Annotated in this window: 22 protein-coding genes; 16 read left to right on the top strand and 6 right to left on the bottom strand. The window is 69.3% G+C overall.

The features are described from left to right. The first annotated feature begins 1 nt into the window (after position 1). The 6 genes from D187_RS01950 to D187_RS01925 are packed head-to-tail and all read left to right on the top strand — an operon-like array spanning position 2 to position 5,143. Complete coding sequence (locus tag D187_RS01950; RefSeq protein WP_002623208.1) at positions 2–211, top strand: hypothetical protein; 210 nt, start codon at positions 2–4, stop codon at positions 209–211. Further along, positions 208–1,449, top strand: a complete 1,242-nt coding sequence (gene lysA, locus D187_RS01945) for a diaminopimelate decarboxylase (RefSeq protein WP_002623209.1) — start codon at positions 208–210, stop codon at positions 1,447–1,449. Before D187_RS01950 ends, lysA begins: the two co-directional genes overlap by 4 nt. Before the next feature lie 16 nt (positions 1,450–1,465). Then, positions 1,466–2,353 (top strand): 4-hydroxy-tetrahydrodipicolinate synthase, encoded by an 888-nt coding sequence (dapA, locus tag D187_RS01940; protein ID WP_043427770.1) that lies wholly within the window; start codon positions 1,466–1,468, stop codon positions 2,351–2,353. Positions 2,354–2,365: 12 nt separating this feature from the next. Then, positions 2,366–3,151 carry a 4-hydroxy-tetrahydrodipicolinate reductase gene (gene dapB, locus D187_RS01935; RefSeq protein ID WP_002623211.1) on the top strand — a complete coding sequence of 262 codons (786 nt, stop codon included), beginning with the start codon at positions 2,366–2,368 and terminating at the stop codon, positions 3,149–3,151. 46 nt (positions 3,152–3,197) lie between these two features. Beyond that, positions 3,198–3,725, top strand: a complete 528-nt coding sequence (gene folK / locus D187_RS01930; RefSeq protein ID WP_002623212.1) for a 2-amino-4-hydroxy-6-hydroxymethyldihydropteridine diphosphokinase — start codon at positions 3,198–3,200, stop codon at positions 3,723–3,725. Next, positions 3,722–5,143 (top strand): tetratricopeptide repeat protein, encoded by a 1,422-nt coding sequence (locus tag D187_RS01925; protein WP_002623213.1) that lies wholly within the window; start codon positions 3,722–3,724, stop codon positions 5,141–5,143. Before folK ends, D187_RS01925 begins: the two co-directional genes overlap by 4 nt. Positions 5,144–5,161: 18 nt before the next feature. Here the strand turns inward: D187_RS01925 and D187_RS01920 are convergent, their stop codons facing one another. Continuing rightward, positions 5,162–6,109 carry a D-2-hydroxyacid dehydrogenase family protein gene (locus tag D187_RS01920; protein WP_002623214.1) on the bottom strand — a complete coding sequence of 316 codons (948 nt, stop codon included), beginning with the start codon at positions 6,107–6,109 and terminating at the stop codon, positions 5,162–5,164. An 11-nt stretch (positions 6,110–6,120) separates the two neighbouring features. Continuing rightward, on the bottom strand, positions 6,121–7,194 hold the full coding sequence (locus D187_RS01915) for a KpsF/GutQ family sugar-phosphate isomerase (protein WP_043427767.1): 1,074 nt from the start codon (positions 7,192–7,194) through the stop codon (positions 6,121–6,123). 173 nt (positions 7,195–7,367) lie between these two features. Between D187_RS01915 and fsa the strand changes: the two genes are divergently transcribed. The 4 genes from fsa (at position 7,368) to D187_RS01895 (ending at position 11,397) form a co-directional block, all read left to right on the top strand. After that, positions 7,368–8,024 carry a fructose-6-phosphate aldolase gene (fsa, locus tag D187_RS01910; RefSeq protein WP_002623216.1) on the top strand — a complete coding sequence of 219 codons (657 nt, stop codon included), beginning with the start codon at positions 7,368–7,370 and terminating at the stop codon, positions 8,022–8,024. Between the two features lie 245 nt (positions 8,025–8,269). Then, entirely contained in the window at positions 8,270–9,406 is a 1,137-nt protein-coding gene (locus D187_RS01905) for an acyl-CoA dehydrogenase family protein (protein WP_002623217.1), read from the top strand. A 182-nt stretch (positions 9,407–9,588) separates the two neighbouring features. Next, positions 9,589–10,386, top strand: coding sequence for an electron transfer flavoprotein subunit beta/FixA family protein (locus tag D187_RS01900; protein ID WP_002623218.1), 798 nt, complete (start codon positions 9,589–9,591; stop codon positions 10,384–10,386). Positions 10,387–10,431: 45 nt separating this feature from the next. Further along, entirely contained in the window at positions 10,432–11,397 is a 966-nt protein-coding gene (locus D187_RS01895; protein ID WP_002623219.1) for an electron transfer flavoprotein subunit alpha/FixB family protein, read from the top strand. Between the two features lie 108 nt (positions 11,398–11,505). Here D187_RS01895 and D187_RS01890 read toward each other — a convergent pair whose 3' ends face one another. Further along, complete coding sequence (locus tag D187_RS01890; protein ID WP_002623220.1) at positions 11,506–12,060, bottom strand: cytochrome c oxidase assembly factor Coa1 family protein; 555 nt, start codon at positions 12,058–12,060, stop codon at positions 11,506–11,508. 143 nt (positions 12,061–12,203) lie between these two features. Here D187_RS01890 and D187_RS01885 point away from each other — a divergent pair, with 143 nt between their 5' ends. After that, positions 12,204–13,127: a DMT family transporter gene (locus tag D187_RS01885; protein WP_002623221.1), complete on the top strand. Its 924-nt coding sequence runs from the start codon at positions 12,204–12,206 to the stop codon at positions 13,125–13,127. Here the strand turns inward: D187_RS01885 and D187_RS49295 are convergent. Next, positions 13,102–15,513 carry a sensor histidine kinase gene (locus tag D187_RS49295; RefSeq protein WP_002623222.1) on the bottom strand — a complete coding sequence of 804 codons (2,412 nt, stop codon included), beginning with the start codon at positions 15,511–15,513 and terminating at the stop codon, positions 13,102–13,104. The genes D187_RS01885 and D187_RS49295 overlap by 26 nt on opposite strands. Positions 15,514–15,715: 202 nt before the next feature. Here D187_RS49295 and D187_RS01875 point away from each other — a divergent pair, with 202 nt between their 5' ends. Beyond that, a complete protein-coding gene (locus D187_RS01875) occupies positions 15,716–16,693 on the top strand; it encodes an MBL fold metallo-hydrolase (protein WP_002623223.1) in 978 nt (325 codons plus the stop codon). Between the two features lie 17 nt (positions 16,694–16,710). Here the strand turns inward: D187_RS01875 and D187_RS01870 are convergent, their stop codons facing one another. After that, entirely contained in the window at positions 16,711–18,186 is a 1,476-nt protein-coding gene (locus tag D187_RS01870) for a pentapeptide repeat-containing protein (RefSeq protein ID WP_002623224.1), read from the bottom strand. 43 nt (positions 18,187–18,229) lie between these two features. Between D187_RS01870 and D187_RS01865 the strand changes: the two genes are divergently transcribed. Both D187_RS01865 and D187_RS01860 read left to right on the top strand, forming a co-directional pair. Continuing rightward, positions 18,230–19,195: an RluA family pseudouridine synthase gene (locus D187_RS01865; RefSeq protein WP_002623225.1), complete on the top strand. Its 966-nt coding sequence runs from the start codon at positions 18,230–18,232 to the stop codon at positions 19,193–19,195. Then, positions 19,192–21,777 carry a penicillin-binding protein 1A gene (locus D187_RS01860; protein ID WP_002623226.1) on the top strand — a complete coding sequence of 862 codons (2,586 nt, stop codon included), beginning with the start codon at positions 19,192–19,194 and terminating at the stop codon, positions 21,775–21,777. The genes D187_RS01865 and D187_RS01860 overlap by 4 nt, the downstream gene beginning before the upstream one ends. A gap of 21 nt (positions 21,778–21,798) precedes the next feature. On the opposite strand, the gene D187_RS01855 is transcribed toward D187_RS01860, so the two are convergent. Next, complete coding sequence (locus D187_RS01855; protein WP_002623227.1) at positions 21,799–22,560, bottom strand: SDR family NAD(P)-dependent oxidoreductase; 762 nt, start codon at positions 22,558–22,560, stop codon at positions 21,799–21,801. Between the two features lie 217 nt (positions 22,561–22,777). Here D187_RS01855 and D187_RS01850 point away from each other — a divergent pair, with 217 nt between their 5' ends. Together D187_RS01850 and D187_RS01845 are read left to right on the top strand one after the other, a co-directional pair. Next, on the top strand, positions 22,778–23,500 hold the full coding sequence (locus D187_RS01850) for a hypothetical protein (protein ID WP_043427759.1): 723 nt from the start codon (positions 22,778–22,780) through the stop codon (positions 23,498–23,500). An 87-nt stretch (positions 23,501–23,587) separates the two neighbouring features. Continuing rightward, positions 23,588–24,388, top strand: coding sequence for a hypothetical protein (locus D187_RS01845; RefSeq protein WP_002623229.1), 801 nt, complete (start codon positions 23,588–23,590; stop codon positions 24,386–24,388). The last annotated feature ends 984 nt before the right edge of the window (positions 24,389–25,372 follow it).

Here is a 25,372-nt window from a genome sequence, read left to right as displayed (position 1 = left end):
CATGCAACGCTCGCGCGTGCTCGTCGTGGTGCTCGGTGGTGGGGTGCTCGCGGGGCTGTGGGGGCTCGCGGGTTGCGGCATCAAGGGGCCGGCCCGGCCCCCCCTGCCGCCGTCCGCTCCGCCCACCACCGAGACGCAGGCTCCGGCCGAGGCGGGGCGCGGTCCCTTCGCCCCCTCGGCCCCCCCTCCCGAGGACGCTGGAACCCCGTGACCGCCTTCACCTACCGCAAGCGCGTCCTGCACGCCGAGTACGTCCCCCTGCCCGCCATCGCCGAGGCGGTGGGGACTCCCACCTACGTCTATTCCTCCGCCGCGCTGCGCTCGCACTTCCGGGCCGTGACGGAGTCCTTCGGCGAGCACCCGCACCTGGTGTGCTACTCGGTGAAGGCCAACTCCACGCTGGCGGTGCTGCGCCTCTTGGCGGAGGAGGGCAGTGGCTTCGACATCGTCTCGGGTGGAGAGCTGGCCCGGGTGAAGGCGGCCAGGGGCGAGCCGGGCAAGACGGTGTTCGCCGGTGTGGGCAAGACGGCCGAGGAGATGGCCGCGGCGCTCGCCGCCGGCATCCTCTTCTTCAACGTGGAGAGCCCCGAGGAGCTGGAGCTGCTCGATGCGGTGGGCCGGGCCCAGGGCAGGCGCGCCCCCTTCGCCATCCGCGTCAACCCCAACGTGGACGCGCGCACCCACCGCTACATCGCCACCGGCCTGAAGACGTCCAAGTTTGGCGTCCCCTTCGAGGAGGCGGTGGGGCTCTACGCCCGTGCCCGGAAGATGAAGGGCCTGGAGGCGGTGGGTCTGGACTGCCACATCGGCTCGCAGATCACCCTGACCGCGCCCTTCAAGGCGGCGCTCACCAAGGTGGGCGGGCTCTACCAGGAGCTCAAGGCGCAAGGGCATGGGCTGCGCTACCTGGACGTGGGCGGCGGCCTGGGCATCACCTACACCGAGGAGAAGCCGCCCTCGACCGCCGAGTACGCGCGCACCATCCTCGCGGCGGTGGGGTCCACGGGCGCCACGCTCGTCTTCGAGCCCGGCCGTTCGGTGGTGGGTAATGCCGGCGTGCTGCTCACCCGCGTGCTCTTCCGCAAGAAGACGCCCGCGCGGCAGTTCGTGGTGGTGGACGCGGGGATGAACGATCTGATGCGGCCCGCGCTCTATGACGCCCACCATGGCCTCCAGCCCCTGGTGCAGCGGCGGGGCAAGGCCGTGGACGTGGACGTGGTGGGGCCGGTGTGCGAGTCCACCGACGTGCTGGCCCGGCAGCGACCGCTGGTGCTGCCCCAGCAGGGCGAGCTGTACGCCTTCATGAGCGCCGGGGCCTACGGCATGAGCATGGCTTCCACCTACAACTCACGACCCCGCCCGGCCGAGGTGATGGTTGACGGGAGTGCATGGCGGGTGGTGCGCGAGCGCGAGCGCGTCGAGGACCTCTGGCGCGGCGAGAGCCCCTGACCGTATAAGCCGCTGTATGAAGACTTTCGAAGGCTCGATGACCGCGCTCGCCACGCCGTTCCGGCAGGGAGCGTTCGACGAGGGAGCCTACCGGGCACTCATCCGCCAGCAGCTCGCGGGGGGCACCCGTGGGCTCATCCCCATGGGGACGACGGGCGAGGCGGTGACGATGTCCGCCGAGGAGCGTCAGCTCGCCATCCGCGTGGCGGTGGACGAGGCGGCCGGCCGGGCGCCCGTGGTGGCGGGCGCGGGCTCCAACAGCACCTCGGAGACGATCGCGGGCGTGCGGCTCGCGCGGGACGTGGGAGCGGACGGCGCGCTGCTCGTGACGCCCTACTACAACAAGCCCACGCAGGCGGGCCTGGTGGAGCACTACAAGGCCGTGGCCCGCGCCCATCCGGGCTTTCCCCTCGTCGTCTACAACGTGCCGGGCCGCACCGGCGTGGACCTGTTGCCGGAGACGGTGCTGCGGCTGTGCGACGTGCCCGAGGTGGTGGCCATCAAGGAGGCCACGGGCAGCATGCCCCGCGCGGTGGACCTGGTGGAGAAGTGCGGTGATCGGCTGACGCTGCTGTCCGGAGACGACTTCACCGTGCTGCCCTTCATCGCGTGCGGCGGCAAGGGCGTCATCTCCGTGTCCTCGAACGTGGCGCCCCGGATGATGGCGGATCTGGTGGAGGCCGCGCGCGCCGGGCGGTTCGAGCAGGCGCGGGCGCTCCAGGTGCGGATGAACGAGCTGCACCGGCTGCTCTTCGTCGAGTCCAGCCCCATCCCCGTGAAGTGGGCGCTGCACGTCCTGGGGCTGTTCGGTCCCGAGGTCCGCCTGCCGCTGGTTCCCATGACCGAGCCCAACGCCCGGAAGATGGAGGCCGAGCTGCGCAAGCTGGGCCTCGTCCAGGGCTAGGAGACGCCTCCCATGATTCGCACCGTCCTCACGGGCGCCACCGGGCGCATGGGCGCCACCCTGAGCCGCCTCGTGCGCGAGGCGCCGGACCTGGAGCTGGCCGGCGCCACCGCCCGGGGTCAGGCCGGGCAACTGGCGGCGCTCGGCGTCCCCTCGGGAGATGACCTGGGCCGGGTGCTCGACGCGGCTCGGGCCCAGGTGGTCATCGACTTCACCAGCGCGGAGGCCAGCGTGGTGCATGCGCGCCAGTGCGCCGAGCGCGGCGTGGCCCTGGTCATCGGCTCCACGGGCTTCAGCCCCGAGGCCCGCGCGGAGGTGGCCCGGAGCGCGGCCTCCATCCCCGTGGTGCTCGCCCCCAACACCTCGGTGGGGGTGAACGTGGTCATCCGCATGGCCGCCGAGCTCGCCCGCGTCCTGGGCGACGGCTACGACGTGGAGGTGCTGGAGGCCCACCACCGCATGAAGAAGGACGCTCCCTCGGGCACGGCGCTGAAGCTGGCCGAGGTGCTCGCCTCGGCGCTGGGGCGCGGCCAGGAGGACCTGACCTTCGCCCGCCATGGTCAGATCGGCGCGCGGCCGAAGAAGGAGATCGGCGTCCAGACGCTGCGTGGCGGGGATGTGGTGGGCGAGCACACCGTGTTCTTCTACGGCGAGGGCGAGCGCATCGAGCTGACCCACCGGGCGACCAGCCGGGATCAGTTCGGTCTCGGGGCCCTGCGCGCCGCGCGCTGGGTGACGGGCCGGACGCCGGGGTTGTACGACATGGCCGACGTGCTCGGCTTCCCGAGGGCCCCATGAGGTTCGCGGGAATCCGGACGCGGGCTCTTCCTGTTGAGATGGAGCCTTGAACTCCACCGTCTACGTCGGATTGGGCTCCAATGAGGGAGACCGGGAAGTCCAGCTCGTCTCCGCCCTCGAGGCGCTCTCGCGCATCGACGCGGTGATGGTGCTGCGCTGCTCCTCGCTCTTCGAGAGCGCTCCGGTGGGGCCTCCCCAGCCGCGCTACCTCAACGCCGTGGTGGAGCTGGAGTGCGCGCTGTCCCCCCAGCGCCTGCTGTGCATCCTGAAGCAGATCGAGAAGGACCTGGGCCGCGAGCCCGGAGGGGCGCGCTGGGGTCCGCGTCCCATCGACCTCGACATCCTCCTGTGGGAGGGTGAGATCGTGGCCGACCCCACCCTCCAGGTGCCCCACCTGGAGCTGCACAAACGCCGCTTCGCGCTGGAGCCCCTGGCCGAGCTGGCACCCGATGTGGAGCACCCGGTGTTGTGCCTGACCGTGGCGCAGTTGCTCGCGCAGCTCTCGCCCCAGGACGTGCAGCGGTGCGAGTCCACCCAGTGGCCTGAACCCTCCTACCCCCTGACCGAGTCATGACCCTCTCGCTGGCCCTGACCGCCACCGCGGCGCTGCTCGCCGCTGAGCCTCCCTCCCTGCCCGCCGGTCACCCGACCCTCGGCGCGACCGCCGAGCCCTCGGCTGCTTCCTCGCCCGCCACGGGTCTGCCCCCGGGCCATCCCCCCGCCGTCGGCGTGGGCAGCCCGGCCCCCGTGGATCCCTCCGCGCTGCCGCAGGGCCACCCCGCGATGACGGGCCGCATGGCGCCCAGCGCGGACGAGCTCCTCAATCAACTGGAGGGGATGCAGGGCCTGCGCGAGCGGGAGAAGACCTTCGAGATCGCCTCGTCGCTCGGCAAGCTCTACTACACGAGCGGCCGCTTCGAGGAAGCCATCCCCTACCTCCAGCAGGCCGAGGACAAGGCGAAGCCCACACGCGAGCTGTTCCTCGCGCAGCGCAAGAAGCTGGGCGCGGGCGCGGTGCCGAGCGCGGAGGAGGCCCGCTGCGGCTTCACGGAGCAGATGGCGATGGAGGAGCGGGGGAAGGTGGCGGCCGAGCGCGCGAAGAAGGGCGACACGGCGGGCGCGGTGGCCTGTGCGCGCGCGGCGCTCGAGCTGTCGTTGGACGTGGAGTCGATGCGCGCCAACGCGCTCTTCCTGACGAATGACGCCCCGGGCGCGCTCAAGGTGTACGAGCGCGTGCTGGAGGTGGCGCCGTCGTTCGCCGACGCGCTCTTCGGGCGCTCGGCGGTGCTCTACGAGACGCGGGGCGAGGACGTGAAGGCGCTGCGCAGCGCGCACGAGGGCTTCGAGGCCTTCATCGCGGCGCACCCCAGCTCTCCCCGGGTGTCGCTGGCGCGCAAGCTGTCGCGCATGACGGACGAGGCGGAGAAGGCCGGCGGCATGAAGAAGTGGCAGGCCACGCGCGACGAGGATCGGCGCATCCGCGCCACGAAGCTCGATTTGTCGCGGGGCGGTGCCCCCATGGCCCAGGCGCCGGCGCCCAACGCGGGTGGACGGCCCATGGCGGCGGGCCCCATGCAGGGCGGCGGGGCCTCGGCGCCCATGATCTCCCAGGAGACCATGGAGGCGATGAACAACGTCGAGCACACGCCGGAGCTCGAGGCCCAGCTCGACCAGACGGTGGCGCAGGGCGAGGAGCTGCTCTCCAAGGGGCGCTACGACGAGGCGCTCACGGCGTACCGCCAGGTGATGCCGCTGCGTCCGGATGGGCGGGTGAAGGCGGGCCTGGCGTGGACGCTCGTGGGCCTGGGCAAGCCCACCGCGGACCGGGTGTGGGGTGTGGCGGTGAGCTCGGATCCCGCGGCGGTGGACAAGCTCGGCGAGACGCTCAAGGCCAAGGGCGACACCAAGGGCGCCAAGGCCCTGTGGACGAAGCTGGCGGCCTCCGCGCCGGACTACGCGGCGAGCGCCTCGCTCCAGGCCAAGCTGGAGTAGCCGCCGCCGCGCGGTGCCTCAGGCGAGCCGGCGCACGGGCTTGCCGGCCTTCCAGGAGAGGATGTCCTCCAGCGCGTCGCGGTAGAAGACGGTGTAGTTCTCCCGCGTCACGTAGCCCAGGTGCGGCGTCAACACGACGTGGTCCAGGGCGAGCAGGGGATGGTTCGCCGGCAGGGGCTCGATGGAGAAGACATCCAGCCCCGCCCCGGCGATTCTCCGCTCGCGCAGCACCTCCACGAGCGCGGCCTCGTCCACGAGTCCCGCCCGCGCGGTGTTGATGAAGCAGGCCTCCGGCTTCATGGCGTTGAACTCCTCCGCGCCGACGATGCCCCGCGTGCGCTCACCGAGCACCAGGTGCAGGCTGACGATGTCGGAGGTGGCGAACAGCTCGCGCTTCTCCACCCGGCGGGCGCCCACCTCGGCGGCCCGCGTGTCGGTGAGGTTCTGGCTCCAGGCCACCACCTCCATGCCGAACGCCTGACCCACGCGCGCCACCTGCGTGCCCAGCTTCCCGAGCCCCAGCAGCCCCAGCCGCTTGCCCGTGAGGCTCGTGGTCAGTCCCGTCTGCCAGCGCCCCGCGCGCAGGGCCCGGTCCTCGAGGGGGATTCGCTTGATGAGCGCGAGGATGAGGCCCCAGGTCAGCTCCGCGGTGGACGTGCCCACCGCGCCCGTGCCGCTCACGGTGATGCCGCGCGCCCGGCAGGCCGCGAGATCGATGGACGCGTTGCGGTTGCCCGTGGTGATGAGCAGGCGCAGGTTCGGCAGCCGTTCGATCACCTCGGCGGGGAAGGGCGTGCGCTCGCGCATGAGGACGATCACCTCGAAGCGTTGGAGCGTCTCGAGCAGCACCTCGCGCTCGGCGATGTGGTGGTCGAACACCACGAGTTCACTGTCCGCGGGCAGGCGCGTCCAGTCGGCGAAGTCCCGCGCGACGCGCTGATAGTCATCCAGAAGGGCGATCTTCATGCCCCCCCAGTCTAGAAGGATCGCGCGGCGAGCAGGTCCTGCACATCGAGCAGGCCCACCGCGCGGCCCTCGGCGTCCACCACGGGGAGCTGATCCACGCGCGCTTCGCGCATGAGGCGGGTGGCCTCGAGCACCAGCACCTCGGGGCCCACGCACCGGGGCCGCTTGCCGCCCATCACCTCACGCAGGGGCCGCTCGAAGTCGGTGAAGCCCTTCTCCACGAGCCGGCGCAGATCTCCATCCGTGAAGATGCCCACCAGCCGCCCCTGCTTGTCCACGACGTTGGTGGCCCCGGGGCGCCCCGGCGTGTTCGTCATCACCACCACGGCCTCGGACAGCTTCGCGCTGTCGCGCACGAGCGGATTGGCGGTGCCCGAGCGCATCAAATCGACGACGCGCATGACGGAGCGGCCCAGCTTGCCCGCGGGGTGGAGCAGGGCGTACTCGGCGGAGCCGAAGGGGCGCGAGCGCAGCACGGCCATGGCGAGCGCGTCCCCGATGGCGTGCAGCGCCGCGGTGGAGGCGGTGGGCACCAGGCCCATGGGGCACGCCTCCTCGATGCGGCCGATGTCCAGCACCACGTCCGCGCCGCGCGCCAGCGGGCTCTCCGCGTCACCCGTGAGGGCGATGACGGGCGCGCCCAGCCGCTTGAAGGAGGGGAGCAGCCGCACCAGCTCCTCGGTGGCGCCGCTGTTGGAGAGCGCGAGGATGACGTCCCCGCGGCCCACCCGGCCCAGGTCTCCGTGCGCTGCCTCGGTGGGGTGGAGGAAGACGGAGCGGATGCCAGTGGAGGCCAGCGTGGCCGACAGCTTCTGGCCGATGAGCCCCGCCTTGCCAATGCCCGTCACCACCGTCTGGCCCGGGCAGTCGCGCACCAGCTCCAGGGCGCGCAGGAATGCATCGCCCACCCGCCCCATCAGCCCGAGGATGGCTTGGGCCTCCGCCTCCAGCACGCTCCGGGCGTAGGCGAGCGTGGCCTCGCGTTCGTTCGACATGGGCACGGACGGAGCCGTGGGTGCATCTTCCTGGGGAGGCACGGCCCGAAGGCGTGGCTTGCGGGCGGTGTTGCGGGGGGCTCGGGCCATGGTGGGGCGCCGTTGTACCTCTGGACACAGTGGGCCTGCCAGCTTGACGCCCCCGGGGGCATCGGCTACGCGCCTCCTCGCCCGGCGGGCATTCGGGAGTGCCTGAGCCCACCCCGCGGGTTGACTGACCGAGGGCCCACCGCCCGCTGACCTGAACCTGGAGAGGGGACGAGATGAAGTTCTTCATCGATACCGCCGACATCAAGGAGATCCGCACCGCCTACGACATGGGCTGTGTGGACGGTGTGACCACCAACCCGTCGCTGCTCGCCAAGGCGGGCCGGGGTCTGGAGGAGACCATCCGGGAGATCTGTTCCATCGTGGATGGGCCCGTGAGCGCCGAGTGCGTCTCGGAGAAGGCCGACGAGCTGGTCAAGGAAGGCCGGGGCCTCGCCAAGATCCACAAGAACGTGGTGGTGAAGGTCCCGATGGGCGTGGAAGGCATGAAGGCCGTCAAGACGCTCACCGCCGAGGGCATCAAGACCAACGTGACGCTGTGCTTCTCCGCCAACCAGGCGCTGCTGGCCGCCAAGGCGGGCGCCACGTACATCTCGCCCTTCGTGGGCCGCCTGGATGACATCTCCCAGGATGGCATGGAGCTCATCGCCCACATCCTGGAGATCTACCAGAACTACGACTTCCAGACGCAGGTGCTGGTGGCCAGCGTGCGCAACCCCGTGCACGTGCTGCAGTCGGCGCGCATGGGCGCCCACGTGGCCACGCTGCCCTTCAACGTCATCGCCCAGCTGGCCAACCACCCGCTCACCGACGCGGGCATCAAGAAGTTCCTGGCCGACTGGGAGAAGGTCCCCAAGGCCGCCAAGCCCTGAGCCGCAACCCCGGTTTCCGGGAACGCCGTTGAAGTCCAAGGCCACTGCCTCCTTTCCGGAGCCGGTGGCCTTCTCGTTTCATCAGGGGGAACGAGCGAGCACGGGCCGCGCGAGGGGGCGGGCGGACTGGCGGAATTCCGGGCCGCGGAGTATTCGTCTGGGCACCTACAGTCGTCTGGGGCCCTGGCGGAGAGGACGGATTCCTCGCGCCCACGCGGTCCCGGCCCCACGCAGCGAGGACCCCCATGGACTTCCAGCTCTCCGAATCCCAGCGCGCCCTGCAGGAGATGGCGCGCAAGTTCGCCCGCGAGGTCATCCGCCCCAAGGCGGCCCACCACGACGAGACGAGCGAGTTCCCCCGCGACATCATCGCCTCGGCCTGGGAGAACGGCCTGCTCAACATGAACCTCCCCGAGTCGTGCGGCGGCCTGGGGCTGGCGCACCTCGACCAGCTCCTCGCCTACGAGGAGCTGGCGTGGGGCTGCTCGGGCATGGCCACCTCCATCACCGCCAACGATCTGGCCAACCTGCCCATCGTCGTGGGGGCCACCGAGGAGCAGAAGAAGCGCCTGCTCACCCCCTTCACGGAGAAGTTCAAGCTGGCGGCCTTCTGTCTCACCGAGCCGGAGGCGGGCTCGGACGTGGCCAACATGAGCACCACCGCCGTGCGTGACGGCGACCACTACGTGCTCAACGGCTCCAAGTGTTTCATCACCAACGGCGGCCACGCGGACCAGTACACGGTGTTCGCCACGGTGGACAAGGCCAGGAAGCACAAGGGCATCACCTGCTTCGTGGTGGAGGGCCGTCCCAAGGGGCTGACTCCCGGCAAGCACGAGAACAAGATGGGCCAGCGCGCCAGCGACACCGTCACCCTCACCTTCGAGGACGTGCGCGTGCCGGTGGCCAACCGCATCGGCGAGGAGGGCGAGGGCTTCCGCATCGCCATGGAGACGCTCGACAACAGCCGTCCCATCACCGCCATCATGTCCGTGGGCATCGCCCGCGCCGCCCTCGAGTACTCCCTGGAGTACTCCAGCCAACGCCGCACCTTCGGCAAGCCCATCCGCGAGCACCAGGCCATCCAGTTCATGCTCGCCGACATGGCCATGAACACCCACGCCGCGCGCCTGCTCTGCCACGAGAGCGCCTGGCTGCTCGACCAGGGCCAGAAGAACACCCTCCTGTCCTCCTACGCCAAGTGCTTCGCCGCCGACATGGCCATGAAGGTCGCCACCGACGCCGTCCAGGTCTACGGCGGTTACGGCTACATCAAGGAATACCCGGTCGAGAAGCTCATGCGCGACGCCAAGCTCATCCAGATCTACGAGGGCACCAGCCAGGTGCAGCGGCTCGTCATCGCCAAGGAGCTGTTCAAATAGGGCTCGTCGGATAAGAAATCCTACAGTCCACGCGCGCTTCCCGGTTGCCGGTTGGGGGTGTTGATGCGAAAATCAATGCCCTCGATTATCTCCCCAGTGCGGTGCGTCATCCGACATGACGCCCCCGCCTTCTTCGAGTGGGAGATAGCCGCTCTTCGTCTTCGGAATGGAGAAGAACGACCGTGAAGATCCTCGTCACCGCCAAGCGCGTGGAAGACCCCGAGTCCAAGATCAAGGTGAAGCCGGACGGTTCGGACATCGTGAAGGAAGGGCTCAAGTACAAGATCAATCCCTTCGATGAGATCGGGGTGGAGGAGGCCCTGCGCCTCGTGGCCAAGCACGGCGGCGAGGTGGTGGTGGTCTCCATCGGCGGCAAGGAAGTGCAGGAGCAGCTGCGGCACGCGCTCGCCATGGGCGCCACGCGCGCGGTGTGGGTGAACCACACGGGCACGTTGGATCAGATGGGCGTGGCGGCGCTGCTGCAGAAGGTGGCGGACAAGGAGAAGCCGGACCTGGTCGTCCTGGGCAAGCAGTCCATCGACGATGACCAGAACCAGGTGGGCCAGTACCTGGCCGAGTACCTCGGTTGGGGCCAGGCCACGTTCGCCTCCAAGGTCGAGTCGCTGGAGAGCGAGCAGGAGAAGAGCAAGTCGCCGGCGCTGCACGTGAGCGCGGATGGCAAGTCGGTGCGCGTGGTGCGCGAGGTGGACAACGGGCTCGCCACCATCGAGTGCACGCTGCCCGCGGTGGTCACCACGGACCTGCGCCTGAACCTGCCGCGCTACGCGAGCCTGCCGGGCATCATGAAGGCCAAGAGCAAGCCCATCGAGGAGCTGACCCCGCAGAAGCTCGGCGTGGACGTCACCCCCAAGGTGCAGGTGCTCAAGATGGCCTCTCCTCCCGCGCGCAAGGCCGGCATCAAGGTGCCGGACGTGGCGACGCTGGTGGACAAGCTGCGCAACGAGGCCAAGGCCCTGTAGTCCGGGCCCCTTCCTTCCTTCTTCCGACAAGAATTGGAGTCGAACATGTCGATCGTTCTCATCGTCGCGGAGCAGCAGCCGGACGGCCACCTGCGCAAGGCCACCCTCAACGCCGTGGGCGCGGGCAAGCAGCTCGCGGACAAGGCGGGCGCCGAGCTGCACCTGGTGCTGCTCTCCAAGGATCCGTCCAAGGTCACCGAGGAGCTCAAGGGCCTGGGCGCCAAGGTGGTGCACACCGCCACGGCCCCCGAGTTCGAGCACTACCTGGCCGAGACGTACGCCCCGGCCATCGCCGAGCTGGCCAAGAGCCTCAACGCCTCCTTCGTGGGCGCGGCGTCCACCGCCCAGGGCAAGGACTTGCTGCCGCGCGTGGCCGCCCGGCTGCAGGCCGCCATGGCCACGGACGTCATGGGCTTCGGGGGCTCGGGCGCGGACATCGTCTTCCAGCGTCCCATGTGGGCCGGCAACGTCTTCGCCGAGGTGAAGCTGGCCACGCCGGTGAAGGTGTTCACCCTGCGCGCCACCGAGTTCCCGGCCGCCGCCGGGGGCCAGGGCGCCGCCGAGGTCAAGACGTTCTCCCCCAAGGTGGAGGGCGGCAAGACGAAGTTCGTGGACTTCAAGGAGGTCAAGAGCGCGCGGCCCGAGCTGACCGAGGCGCGCGTGGTGGTCTCCGGTGGTCGTGGCACCAAGGGCGACTTCAAGGAGATCGAGGCGCTGGCCGACGAGCTCAACGCCGCGGTGGGTGCGTCCCGCGCGGTGTGTGACGCCGGCTGGGTGCCCAACGACCTGCAGATTGGCCAGACGGGCAAGGTGGTCGCGCCCCAGCTCTACATCGCCGCGGGCATCAGCGGCGCCATCCAGCACCTGGCCGGCATGAAGAGCTCCAAGACGATCGTCGCCATCAACAAGGACCCGGAGGCCCCCATCTTCCAGGTGGCGGACTACGGGCTGGTGGAGGATCTCTTCAAGGTCCTGCCCGCGCTGCGCGAGGCCGTGCACAAGGCCAAGTAGTCCTCGGAGCGGTATGAGGTCCGGGCCCTCGCGGGTCCGGGCCTTCCACGGAGGGGCGGTGGCGGGGGGTGTTCCCTCGCGGCCGCCCCTTCGGCGTTGCGGGGGAGGCTACAGCTCGACGTCCTTGTCGTCGGGCGCGGGGGGCTCCTCCTGCATCTCCTCCTCGTCGGGCAGGGGCTCCACGTCGGGAAGGTCCGGACGGGCGGGCACGGTGCCCGGAGGCGCCGAGGGCGAGTCGCCCAGCAGGTTGATCTCCGGGTGGTCGGGCACGTCGAGCTCGAGCGTGGTGAAGGTCCACGTGTCCGCGTCGCGCTTGTAGGCCTCCACGTGGAGGGTGCCCTCGGCCTTGGGGCCGCGCACGGGAATGGCCAGCTGGGCCGAGCCCTGGCCATTCGTGGTGGAGAGCGAGCCCTGGATCTTCCAGTCCGCCTCGATGGGCTCGCCGAGTACCTCGCGGGCCTCGGGCGACTGCTTCGTCTGGGCGAGCGCCTCGGTGACGACGTTGTTGTCGCGGAGGCTCTTGAAGGTGATGCCCGCGATGAGGGCGCCCAGGCAGCCACAGGACAGCAGCAGGCCCAGGCACCCCATGGGGATGAACCAGGCCCAGTTGCGGCTGAACCAACTCTTCTGGGGGGCCATGGGGCCCTCGGACGTCGTGCTCATGGTCATTCTCCTGGCGGCGAGCGCCCCCCTCTTAGCGCTTCTTCCAGGGCCGGCAAGCGCCGCCGCGCTTGTTGCATCGCGCGGGAGGGTAGGCCAAAAGGCGGAGGTATTCCTTCCCCCTTCGTGTCTTGCCGAGCCCGTCCGTGAGCACGCCCCTCGTCACCCCCGGCCCCCGGGCCTCCCTCGAGCGCCTCCAGGTGGATGGCGTGCTGCTCCTCATGAATGCCCTGTGGGGCGTCACCTTCGTGATGGTCAAGGACGCGCTCGGCCACGGGGACCCGTTCTCCTTCCTCGGGCTGCGCTTCTGCATCGGCGCGCTGACGCTCTCGGCCCTCGCCCGGCGCAAGATGCTCGAGCGCGACACGCTGCTGCGAGGCGGCGCGCTGGGCGTGCTCCTCTTCCTGTGCTTCGCCATGCAGACGCTGGGGTTGGTGTCCACCACGCCGTCGCGCTCGGCCTTCATCACCGGGACGTACGTGGTGCTGGTGCCGGTGCTGGGCTGGGCGTTCTTCCGCCGGATGCCGAGCGCCTCCTCGTGGGCGGGCGTGGCGATAGCGGTGGCGGGACTCTACGTGCTCACCGGCGCGAACCTGCGCGAGGGACTCTCCCTGGGGGATGTCCTGACGCTGGGGGGCGCGGCGGCCTATGCCTTCCACATCCTCTTCACCGACCGCATCGCCTCGAAGACGGACGTGGTGGCACTCGTGGCGGTGCAGCTCTGGGTGGTGGCGCTGCTGTCCGTGCTCTGCCTGCCCTTCACCGGCGCGCGGGTGCACTGGACACCTTCCTTCGTGGGCGCGGCGCTGTTCTGCGGCGTCGCCGCCAGTGCCCTGGCGCTCACCCTGCAGGTGTGGGCGCAGGCCCGCACGACGGCGGTGCGCGTGGCGCTCTTCTGTTGCACGGAGCCCGTCTTCGCGGCGCTGTCCTCGGTGGGGGTCGGCCACGAGCGGCTCGGCCCGCGCGAGTGGGTGGGCGGCGGCCTCATCGTGCTGGGCGTCCTGGTGGCCGAGGTGAGCGGGCTGCTCTGGGCGCGCTTCTTCGTCAGCCGCGGGGCAACCGCACGGTGAAGGTCGTGCCCTCGGCCGTGCTGGAGCGCACCTCCACGCGCCCGCCGTGAGCATTCACGATGTGATTCACGATGTAGAGGCCCAGGCCGATGCTGCGGCTGGCCGTGCCCACCTTCTCCTTGCCCCGGGTCAGGGGCTCGAAGAGGCGCGGCAGCAACTCGGGGGGGATGGGCTCGCCCGCGTTGTGCACGTGAAGCAGGACGGTGCCGTCCTCGCCGCGCGTCTCCACGCGCACGGGCGTGCTCGGAGGGCTGTAGGCCAGGGCGTTGTTCACCAGGTTGGTGATGACCTGGGCCAGCCGGTCCCCATCCCACTCGCCCTCGCCCGCGCCGCTCGCCGCGTGGTGCACGTCCCGCTCGGGGTGGGCGAGCCTCACCTCCTCCACCACCTGCTGGGTGAGCGCGTGCAAGTCACAGGAGCCGCGCTGCAGGGGGATGCCCCCGCCGAGCCGGGCCCGGGTGAAGTCGAGCAGGTCGCGGATCATCCGGGTGGCGCGCTCCGCCGACGCCTGGATGCGAGAGATGCCCTTGGCCTGCCGCTCGTTCAGGTCCTCCTGCCGCACGAGCGCCGCCACGGACAGGTTGATGGCGTTGAGGGGGTTGCGCAGATCGTGGGAGACGATGCCGATGAGCTGCTCCTCGAACTCCGCCCGCGAGCGCGCCTGCTCTTCCTGGTGTTTGCGCTCGGAGATGTCCTGGAGGATGCCGACGAAGCGCACGGCCCGCGACCCCTCGAAGAGGACGCGGCCCGCCGAACGCATCCAGCGCTCTCCTCCCAGGCCCCGTGCCACCGTCCGGTACTCCGAGCGGAACTCTCCCCCGCCCTCTCCCGTGAGCGCCCGCTGAACCAGGGCGTGTGTGCGCTCGCGATCCCCCGGGTGGAGCCGCGAGAGGAAGAACTCGTAGGTCATCTCGGTCTCGGGCGGCAGGCCGAAGAGGCTCTTGCAGCGCTCGTCCCAGCGCAGCGTGTCCGTGACCAGCTGCCAATCCCAGGTGCCCAACTGCGCCGCCCACGCCGCCACCCGCAGCCGCTCCTCGCTCTCCTGGATGGCCACGCTCGCCATCTTCCGCGCGGTGATGTCCTGCATCGCCCCCACCATCCGCACGGCCTTGCCCCTCGCGTCGCGCTCGATGAGGCCATGGTCGGTGACGTGGACGTAATCGCCGTTCTGATGGCGGAAGCGGTACTCGCCCTTCCACCGTGTTCCGCCCCCGTCGATGACCTCGTGCACGGCGTGGACGACGCGCTCGCGCTCCTCGGGGTGGATGTTGTCGGACCAGCCGGAGATGTGCGGGCCGAGCTCTTCCGGGGTGTACCCGAAGAGCGTCTGGACACTGGGGCTCCAGGCGAGTGAGTCCGTCAGCAGGTTCCAATCCCAGAGGGCATCACTGATGGCCTCGGTCGCCATCCGGTGGAACGTCTCGGAGGCGCGCAGCCGCTCGTTGCTCGCGCGCAGCCGCTGGAGCAGGAGCGCCTTCTCGATGATGCCGGAGAGATACTCCACCAGCGTCTCGAGGTAGCGTTTGGTCTGGGGCTGGAAGACGCGCGTCTCCTCGACGCCGAGGTACAGCACCCCGAGCAGCTTGCCATGGGGCCACAGCCGCAAGCCCAGCAGCGAGCGCAGGCCACTGCGGCGGATGCCCTCGGCGAGGGGGAGATGGGCGTCCGTCGCGTCCGCCAGGGTGAGGGGTTCCTCCGAGGCCGCCAGTCGGCCCACGAAGGACTCCGGGTCGTCCACGGGCTCGGCGTCGACCCGGCCGCTCCATCGGCCCGTGTACATGGCGGGCTCGAGTCTGGTGGCGTTCGGGTCCGCGAGCAGGAGCGCGGCCGCGTCCGCGTTCATCGCCTGCTGCACGACCTCGACCAGGGCCCCCAGCCGCTCGTGGAGGGGCACGGGCACCTCGGGAGTCGCGAAGAGCCCCGAGGCGATCGCCTCGAGGCGGCGAAGGAAGAGCTTCTCCCGCTGCCGGTCCTCCACGGTGTAGCCACTGAAGGTGACGATGACCTGGTTCATCGCCTCCTGGAGTTCCGAGAAGAGGAGCGCCTTGTCCGGATAGGGGGGCTGCTCGCGCTGCGGCAGGTGCTCCCAGAGCGAGGAGATGAGGCGTCCGAGGAGGACGTACTCGCTCGTCGCCTCTTCCTGGTTGTAGCCGGAGCGCAGGCGCATGCCGATGTGCGTCTCCTCCAGGCGCCGCTTCGTCGCCTCGGGATCTCCCCGGTGGCCCAGGCGGGAGATGGCGGCGAGCGTCGCGAGGTACTCGGGCATGGTGTCGATGATCTGGTGGGGCTTGAGGCCCTGGGCCGACTCCAACCTGCTGGCTTCTTCCAGGAAGCGCCGGACGAGGAGGTCGCGGTTGTTCTCGATGAAGTCGGCCACCTGGGGCATCGGGCTCGGTCTCCGGTGTTCGTGCATTCGGCGGGCGGCGGCGTGCCAGTACGATGTATTTCCCCACTTCCCCGGGTAAGTGGCCCGCTGGCCGTGGGGTGACATTGGGGATGCCCTGCGCTCCGCTGCCCGCCCGGCGCCCGGGCGAGAGGGGCCAGAAGACGTGCACGCCCGTGCGGACGCGCTATACCCAGCGTCTCCCATGAGCGTCGAACTGCGAAGGAATGGGCTGCAACTGGCCGGAACGCCCCTGTTCCTGGACGCCACCCGGAAGACGCCGCTGTCCTTCGTCAGCCACGCGCATGCGGACCACATCGCCCGGCACGAGCGCACCATCGCCACGGCCGCCACGCTGCGCTTCATGGCGCACCGCCTGGGCAAGGTCGCCGCGCCCCTGCCCGCGCCCTATGGTCGTCCCTTCGACCTGGGCCCGCTCTCGCTCGAACTGCTTCCCGCGGGCCACGTGCTCGGCAGTGCTCAATTGCGCATCATCCGCGAGGACGGCAAGCGCATCGTCTTCACGGGGGACCTGAACCTCGAGCCCTCGCTCACCGCCGAGCCCGCCCAGGTGGCCGAGTGCGACCTGCTCATCATCGAGTCCACCTTCGGGCACCCGCGCTACGCGTTTCCGCCGCGCGAGGAGGTGCTCGGGCAGGTGGAGTCCTGGGTGCGTCGCCACCTGGAGCGCGGGGCGGTGCCGGTGCTCCTGGGCTACTCGCTGGGCAAGAGCCAGGAGGCGATGAAGTACCTGTCGGGCCGGGGCTTCTCGCTCGTGGCCCATGAGTCCATCCACGAGGTGGCCCTGCTCTATGGTGAGCTGGGGGTGCCCATCGAGCGCATGCGCCGCTTCGATGGCCGGGTGGAGCCGGGCGAGGTGCTCTTCTTCCCGCCGCACCTGGCTCGCAACGGGGCGCTCGCGTCCTTCTGGCCCCGGGCCACCGCCGTGCTCACCGGCTGGGCGCTGGATGGGCCGGGGGCGGCGCGGCGCTACGGCGCGGACGTGGCCTTCCCGGTGTCCGACCACGCCGACTGCGCGTCCCTGGTGCGCTACGCCAAGGCCACCGGCGCCCGCGACATCCTCACCCACCACGGCTTCGCCGAGGAGCTGGCCGAGGTGCTGCGCGGGCAGGGGCTGGACGCGCGAGCGCTCGGGCAACCCCGGCAGCTCGCGCTCCTGTAGTGCCCCTCCCGCCTCCGTCACGCCTCGCCGGGCGACTGGACGATGAGCTTCTCCTTGCCGCACACGTCGCAGCGCAGGTGGACGAAGAGATCCTCGTCGCTGTCCTCGGGCACCTCGCCCTCGGGCACGCCCAGCTCGCTCTTGCCCAGCGCGGGCACCTTCTTGGGGATGTCCTCGGCGCGCAGCGACTGCACGTAGGTCATCTCCCGGTCGTGACACTCGCGCGTCTCGGGGCCGGTGAGCCACGCGGGCTCCATGCCCTCGGGCAGCCGGCCGAGCAGCTCCAGGTGGCCCAGGGCCTCGGCGAGGTAGGCGAGGCGCCGCAGGCGGGCCTCCTCGGGGAGGGCGGCGAACACCTGGAAGCCCTCGAGCAGCGCCTGCCGGTCATCCCCGGTGGCCAGCTGCGCCAGCTCCATGGCGGCGTCGGCCGACTCGAGCGCCTCGTCCCAGTTGTTCTCCGGGTTGAAGCCGGCCTCCAAGAGGGCGGTGTAGAGCTGGGTGGCGGCGTGGCGGCGGCGCACCTCGTGGGTGTGCTCCACCACTTCCTGGGGCAGGCGCAGCTCCAGCAGGGCGCCCGTGGTGCGCGGGTCCACCGTGCCGGTGAGGTCATCCACCTGGAGCTCCTCGCGCAGGGCCCCCTTGAGGACCTTGGCCGCGGAGAAACGGAAGGAGGGCACCACGCCCACCTCGCGCAGGTACATGGCGGCGATGTTGGCGTCCTTGGAGCCCATGCGCAGCGAGCGCTGGGCGCGCTCCACGGCGGCCGGGTCCGCCGAGGGCTTCTTGTTCTCCAGGCGCGTCTTCACCGACTCGCGGTAGAGCGTCTCCAGGGAGCTGCCCGGCGGCAGGCGCGTGGGGATGAGCGGGCGCAGGCCGGGCACGTCGAGCACCCACACCGGCGGGGCCCCCAGCCGCTTGAGGGCGCGGAAGAAGAGCTGGCCGGGGTTGTCCTGGGGCCGGAATGGGGGCAGCTCGCCCTCGGCGGGAGCCTCCGTGGAGGGCAGGCCCAGCACCGCTCCCGGTCCCATCACCTTGTCGCGCTGCTCGCGGGTGAAGGCGGTGATGCCCTGGACGGGCGGGGGAGGGGGAGGGGGCGCTTCCTGACCATCCAGGCCGACGACGCGGTCCATGTCCACGTCGTCGAAGTCCGCCTCCTCCAGGCCCTGGGCGCCGGTGAAGTCGCAGCGCAGGAGCTTGAGCTTCTCGAAGGTGGCGCCTTCCAGGTTGGCCCCGCGGAAGTCGCAGTCCTGCATGCGGCCTCCGTGGAAGTAGGCGTTGGAGAGGTCCGCGTCCCGGAAGTTCATCTTGGACAGGTCGCAGCGCTCCCACTCGCTGCCGACCAGTCCCAGGCCGGACAGGTCGGCGTTGGCGGAGAAGAGCTGCGAGAAGGTCGCGCCCGTGTGCTCGGTTGGCACCTTGCCGGCCTTGCGCAGGCGGTTCCAGTCCGCGCTTCCGTTCTGCAGGAGCTGTTCAATCGTGGGGGCTTTCGGCATGGACCCGAATTTATCGGTGTGGTGAGGTCCGGGCGCCAGTCAAATGATCGAGTTCCGAATCGAGGAAGACAGCGCGGGCATGCGGTTGGACAAGTTCCTCCGCAAGAAGCTCGCGAACGTGCCCACCTCCCACCTCTTCAAGATGATTCGCGTGAAGAAGGTGAGGGTGAACGGCAAGCGTGCCCAACCCGAGCAGCCCCTGGCCGCCGGGGACACCATTTCCATCCGGGGGACCGAGCAGCAGCTCATGGCCCCCGCCGCGCCCGAGGAGCGCAAACCCGCACCCGCACCCGAAGTGGACCCCTCCGAGCTGGACATCCTGCTCGAGGACGACTGGCTCATGGCCGTCAACAAGCCCAGTGGGATGGCCGTCCACACCGGCAGCGGCATCACCGGGGGCACCCTCGTGGACTATGTGCGCGCCTACCTCGGCCCCAAGGCCACGCGCAACGACTTCACCGCCAGTCCCGCCCACCGCCTGGACCGGGAGACCAGCGGCGTCATCCTCGTGGCCAAGCGCCGCCCGGCCATGGTCCATTTCACGGATCTCTTCACCAATGGACATCCGCGCAAGCGCTACCTCACTTTGGTGAAGGGCAAGATGCCGCGCGACTCCGGGGTCATTAACCTGCCGCTCTCCGAGCACCAGCAGACGGCCGAGTCCAAGGCCCGTCGGGGGGTGAACATGCAGGAGGCGGTTACCCGCTGGAAGGTCATCCGGCAGTCGAGCGAGGCAGCCCTCCTCTCCTGCGTCATCGAAACCGGACGCACCCATCAGATAAGAAGGCATCTGGTGGCCATCGGACATCCGGTGGCGGGCGACAAGAAGTATGGAGACTTCGCCTTCAACCGGGACGTGCGGGCGCGCTGGGGTCTCAAACGGCTGTTCCTGCACGCCGAGTTCATCGAATTTCCCCACCCGGCCCATCAGGGCAAGGTGGCAGTGGAGGCGGAGTTGCCGCCGGAGTTGAAGGACGTGTTGAAGCGCGCCGCGCTGGAACCCTCATGAGCACGAATTCCCCCAAGCCCAACCACTCCGAGTCGAAGCTGGTGCTCGACGGTGTCCCTCCCAAGCGCGCCTGGTGGGTGCGCCTGCTGAAGTTCGCCGCCTGGGCCACGCTCACCGGCGCCACGGCCGCGGGCGTGACGGGCCTCGCCCTCTACTACCACTTCTCCGACGGGCTGCCCGACATCCCCCAGGTCAGCCGCTACTGGCCCCCCATCACCAGCGAGGTCTTCACCGACGACGCGGTGCTGGCCGGCGAGTTCTACCACCACCGGCGCAAGGTCGTGCCCTACGAGCACATCCCCAAGCGCTTCGTGCAGGCCTTCATCGCCAGCGAGGACTCGAGCTTCTTCGATCACCACGGCGTGGACGTGCTCGGCACGGCGCGCGCCGCCTTCAAGACGGCGTCCAAGAAGCTGGGCCTGGGCGGCAGCACCCAGGGTGGCTCCACCCTGACGCAGCAGACGGCCAAGGCGGTGCTCATCGAGGCCGAGGGCTACGCGTCCGCCACGGCCAAGAACCTCACGCGCAAGGCGCGCGAGGCCATCCTCGCCCGGCGCCTGGAGGCGGCGCTCACCAAGGAGGAGATCCTCTACCTCTACCTCAACAACGTCTTCCTCGGGCACCACAGCTACGGCGTGCAGAGCGCGGCGGAGAACTACTACCGCAAGGACGTGCGCGACCTGACGCTCGGGGAGATGACGCTCATCGCCGGCCTGCCCCAGGCGCCCAGCCGCTACTCGCCCTTCCTGCGGCCGGAGGCGGCCAAGAAGCGCCGCTCGTACGTGCTGCGTCGCATGCGCGACGAGGGGATGATCTCCGAGGCCGAGCGCAAGCAGGCCGACGAGGAGCCGGTGCGCGTGTACCCGGTGGAGGACGTCTTCCACGAGTTCGCCCCGTATTTCACCGAGCAGGTGCGCCGCAACATGGTGGAGCGCTACACCAACAAGGCGCTGCTCAACGAGGGCCTGAAGATCTTCGCCACCATGGACAGCGAGCGCCAGCGCGCCGCCCAGGAGTCGGTGCTCGAGGGGCTGCTCGCCATCGACAAGCGCCAGGGCTACCGCGGGCCGGTGCAGCAGCTCGCCACCGAGCAGGAGCGCCGCGCCTTCCTCGACAAGGCCATCAAGGTCATGGGCGACGAGAAGCTCGTGGAGAACAAGTTCTACGTGGCGCTCGTCACCAGCATCGAGCCGGACGGCTCGGGCGCGCAGGTGCAGGTGGGACCGCACAAGGGCCTGTTGCCGCTGCTGGGCATGCGCTGGGCGCGCAAGGTCAACCCCGAGGGTTACTACCCGGGCGCGCAGCTCACCTCCGTCAAGCGGGCGGTCGCCGTGGGCGACGTCATCGTGGTGCGCCACGTGGTGCAGAAGGAGCTCACGGACGACAACGTCCAGTTCGACCGCAAGCTGAACAAGGAGATCCCCGAGGGCGTGACGCTCTTCCGCCTGGAGCAGGAGCCGGAGCTGCAGAGCGCGCTGGTGTCCATCGATCCGCACCGCCAGTACCTCACCGCCATGGTGGGCGGCTACGACTTCGACGCCAACGAGTTCAACCGGGCCTTCCAGGCGTGCCGTCAGCCGGGCAGCTCCTTCAAGCCGCTGGTGTACTCGGCGGCCATCGAGCAGCTCGGGTGGACGGGCGCCACCATCATCGTGGACTCGCCCATCGTGGAGCATGATCCCGAGAGCGGCGTGGCGTGGAAGCCGGACAACTACAGCGACGAGTTCCTCGGCGACGTGCTCTTGCGCACGGCGCTGGTCAACTCGATGAACATCCCCGCGGTGAAGACGTTCGGCGCGGTGGGCGTGAAGCCCATGGCCGAGTGGTCCACGCGCCTGGGCCTGACCACGCCCATGAACATGGACTTCTCCGCGGCGCTGGGCTCCTCGTGCGTGTACCCGTACGACCTGGCCAACGTGTACGCCACCTTCAACCGCTACGGCCGCAAGAAGCCCACGTACTTCTTGCGCAAGGTGGAGGATCGCTTCGGGCGCACGCTGGAGGACCATACCTCCTACGACGATCCGTGGGCGCCCCTGCAGGACCGGGTGGCGGCGGGCTACGCGCGGCTGTTCGAGCCGGGCGAGCAGGTGATGAGCCCCGAGACGGGCTTCATCCTCACGTCGATGCTGCGCGGCGTGGTGCAGGAGGGCACGGGCGGACCGGCGCAGAAGCTGGGCAAGCCCGCGGCGGGCAAGACGGGCACCACCAACGACTCCTTCGACACCTGGTTCGCCGGCTACACGCGCGACCTGGTGACGGTGACGTGGGTGGGCTACGACAAGAACGAGCACCCGCTCAGCCGCTACGAGACGGGTGGCCGCGCCTCGCTGCCCATCTGGCTCAACTACATGAAGCCGGCGCTCGCGGCGCGTCCCCAGTACGAGTTCTGGCCGCCCGAGTGGATGCGCGACAACCTGCGGCTTCTGCGCATCGACAAGAAGACGGGAAAGCTCGCCTCGGCCGGAGCCCGCGACAAGGACGCGGTGAACATCTGGTTCAAGAAGGGCACCCAGCCCGCCGACGTGGCCCCGGAGAAGGGGGCCGTGGGCGCGCAGGACTTCATGATGGGCGCGCCCTGAGCGCGCCTTGTGCGCCGGGCCTCAACGGGCTCGGCGCGCGATGCCGTCGAAGAGGCCGTTGGGCAGGTGCTTCACCAGGCCCATGACGCCCTTCATCTGCCAGGGGAAGGCGTACTCGGCCTCCCCGCGCAGGATGGCCTGGCCCATGAGCTCCACGGCCGCGTCCGTCTCCAGGAGGAAGGGCATGGAGAACTTGTTCTGGGCCGTCATCTCGCTCTTGACGAAGCCCGGGTAGAGGCAGCTCACCTTCACCCCGGTGCCCTGCAGGTCCACGCGCAGGCTCTCCAGGAAGATGTGGAGGAAGGCCTTGGAGGCGGAGTAGGCGGCGTTGCGCGGCAGGCCCCGGAAGGCGGCCATGCTGGCCACGCCCACGACGTGGCCCCGCTTGCGCTCCACCATGCGTGGCAGCACCGCGCTCAGCGTGGCGGCGGCCCCGCTGACGTTGACGTCGATTGTCCGCTTCACCGTCTCCCATTTGATTCGCTTGCCGGACGTCTCCTGGCCGAAGCCCGCGTTGGCGACGATGAGGTCCAACCCCCCACAGGCGTCATCCAGCTCGCGCACCCGGGCGAGCGTGGCGTCCGCCTGGGCCACGTCCAGCTCCACCGGCTCGATGTGGGCATGGGCCGCGCGGGCCTCCTGGGCGAGCGCCTCCAGGTTCTCCTTGCGCCGGGCCGCGGCGTACACCTTGACCCCTCGCCGGGCGAACCAGAGGGCCAGCCCGCGCCCCAGGCCACTCGAGGCCCCCGTGATCAACGCCGTCCGATAGCTCGACTCCGCCATGTGTGTGCCTCCCTGAATCCGGGGGGCTTCCTGCCACGGAACGCCCTGGCGGGGGAGGGAAAGCGGCGGGCCGGGACGCTGGCGCGATTGGGCCGCGGGCCGGAATGACGCTGGGACAGCAAAGGCCACTTCATGACCCGACTTCTGCATGGTTCCCTCCCCAAGCGTGCACCGCGCCGGGAGTAGCATGTTGGATATGAGAGGATGTGGAACCAGGATGCGTAGCACCTTGGGGCTGGCAGGTTTTCTCCTGGTGCTCGTGGCGGCGCTCGGTGCTCAGGCGGAGCCACCTTCCTTCACGCTCCCTGGTCGTAATCCGGACTCCAGGGAGCCTTGGGGCGCTTTTCTTGGCAAGGCCGCACATGAGGCCATTGGCATAGAATACACTTTGCAGCACCCCTCCAGCGTCGTCTTCCTCAACACTGTCAGCCTCTCCACCATTGTGAAGGAGGGGAGGCTGGGGGATCCCGAGCGTCTTTCAGAATTCGTGAGGCTCTTGCGCCCGGATATCACCGATACCCGCCTCCTGGTGTTGTTCGAGATCAAGCCGAACAATGAGGAGTCGCGCAGGGAAGGGAGAGGACTGGTGGGGCGCTACTTGGCGGCGCTCAATGCAGCCGTCGAGCCCGACAAGAAACTAGTGGGAGGCACTGACTTCGAGGGGTCCCTCTTCCTCGAATTCGAGAATGGGGGCGCACTCTGGCATTTGTCTTGGCGCACACCAGAGCCCGGCGTGACTCTGTACCGCTGGAACTACCGGCGCAAGAAGCCCAATGCCTCCTGGAAGGAGCGGGCGGCCCAGAAGGCAGAAGAGTTGCCCAGGGAAGAAATAGCGCTGCGCGGTGAATTGGCCGAGCAGGCGATCCAGGCTGCGTATGGAAGGGGTGAATGGCCCAGTGTATTCCAGGGCCAGGTCTACCTGCCCGTGGACTGCCGCTGAGTGGGCGAAAGGCGTTTGCCGCCCTCGGAGCGAGTGAAGTGCCTGGCGCTTGAGGTGCACCTGAACTCGGTGTTAGGGCGAAAAGCCATGACCCAGGAACACTCCCCGGTGCTCGAGTTTCCAGCGATGCTCTACGGCTCCTCCTCCGCCATCCTCCGCAAAGTGAGAGCCGAGGGCCATTGGTGGGCCCGGGAGTATCGCAAGACCGGTGCCTTTCCCCATCCCCGGCAGATGCGTCAGGTGCCTCCCGGCGAGGTGCTGGTGGTGCGCCCCGGGGCCGAATTCGACTTGAGCCGCCCGCGTTGGTGGATGCACATGTTTGTCGGCGTCTTCACCAGCGTGGACGAATGCGTCCCGAAGGAAGAGCGTCAACGCACGGAAGATGCCTTCGAGTCCTTCTGCCTGAGCACCTCTTGGGGGGCCCTCTACCATGTCGTGTCTCCGCCCCCCTTGCGGAACGCTGAGCGCATGGCGAAACGGCTCGCCTCGGTGCTCCGCTTCTGGGATGTGCTCCAGGGCCTTCGCTATGCGTTCTGGTTTGGCAAGAAGTACACGCTGGAAGAACTCATGGAGGATATCTACCGCAAGACTCTGGAGGCATGGTGCCCTGGAGGCCCTGCTTCGGTTCGCGAGCACTTGGCCCTGACGGTGGAGCGCATGTCTCGCGCTTCCCGAGAGGATTGTCTGGATGCCGTGCTTCGGATGATGCCTATCCTGGCGAAGGAGGACACTGACTTGAAGCACCGCGAGGTGCTCAGCGACCCGGGTTTCCTGCGCGAGCGCTTATGCGCGCTTTCCCTGGAGGACTTCGAGGATTTCTCCAGCGCCTACAAATACACGGTGTCCGTACAGTTGGCTGCCTGGGACAGGGAGTTGGGGCGGCACTGAGGGTGTTCATCCCCAGGCCCGGTCGAGATGCGGGAACAGGCGGGCGTGACCCGGTCCCCCCCCATAGGTCCTTTGGGGCTTGTAGATGTTCCGGCAGAATCCGTTCTGCATGACACCTTCGCCGGCCTACCCTGCCCCGCAGGCTTGATCCAAAGTCCTGGGGGGAGGTTTTGAGGAGGGGTGGGAGGGAGACAAGCCGTATCAGGCAATGAGGTGGCGTTCTCCCAGACGGCCCTCGCGTTCGCCGCGCTCGTCAGCCCCGCGTCCCCTGTCACATACTTGAAGTGCTCGCCATACTTCTCCACGACTCGTCCGAGCAACTTCGCAAAGGCCGTCGCTTCTCCTTGCTTGCCTTCCAACATCATCTGGTCGAGCACCGGGCACGCCCTGCTGCTGGTGAGCGCCGCCCGGAGCGCGAAGGGGTACCAATACTCCTGCCCTTGCTCATCCCGGAGTGTGTGACAGGGCTCGCACGGCGCTTGTCCTCGCGTGCTCTCCCCCGCCTTGCCGTCAATCGACACCACTCCCGCCGCCAGCCTGTCTTGCCTCAGCACTCCCTGCTCGAGTGCTGTCCGCACCGACTGCTGCAACACCTTGTCCCATCCCTCGGGCCCAAGCTGACTGAGCAGTCTATCCAACGTCGTGTCCGACACCGCTCCGCTCAACCCCTTCGGCTCCGTCCCTTCACGCACCAGGTCCTCCCCCAATGCCTCTACCTGTCGCAGCACTCTTCTTCCCGTCGCCATCCCCACCACCAGCAGCGACAGGAGCGCCCCCAACCCGTGCCTCTTGCCGCGACTGGCCCGCGGGTCCACTATCTCCTTGAACGTCAGTCCCAATCGCGTCAGCATCTGCTGCACGGCCGAGGTGTTTGCTCCCTGCTGCTTCCTCGTCCCTGTTTGCTTCTCAGGGGGTGTGGAGGGCCCGCCAGCTCTCCCGCCCCGGTTTTTCTCCCCGTCCACGTCGACTCTCCAACGGCCTCAT

The sequence above is a fragment of the Cystobacter fuscus DSM 2262 genome (assembly GCF_000335475.2).
GTDB lineage: Bacteria > Myxococcota > Myxococcia > Myxococcales > Myxococcaceae > Cystobacter > Cystobacter fuscus.
Note: the sequence above shows the minus strand (reverse complement) of the source record. Positions and strands in the feature narration are given on the sequence as shown.